The sequence below is a fragment of the Herbidospora sp. RD11066 genome (assembly GCF_054661255.1).
Window position 1 is genome coordinate 1 of the sequence record NZ_BAAGDO010000334.1, and the last position, 241, is coordinate 241.

The following is a 241-nucleotide window of genomic DNA, read 5'->3' on the forward strand; positions in this document are numbered from 1 at the left end:
TGGCCTTTACAAGCTGTGCACAGTCTGTTAGAACTACTGAGGGAATATCATCCAATGTTTCACCCTTTGGTAATCGAAGATACACATGAGCTGATGACAGTTTGTCGACATGAAACCAAACATCCTCAGGGTATCCCCATTTAATCAACTCTTCATTTTCGTGTTTGTCTGCGCCCATAAATATGATGTATGACGGCGTGACAACATTGCTTTTAAAGTAGAGAACCATGCCTGTTTTCCT

At 41.5% G+C, this 241-nt stretch carries 1 protein-coding gene; it reads right to left on the reverse strand.

Going from position 1 to position 241, the window contains the following annotated elements:
- Positions 1-241: NFACT RNA binding domain-containing protein (locus ACYQ78_RS40060; protein ID WP_459806228.1), on the reverse strand; the 241-nt coding region annotated here is incomplete at both ends.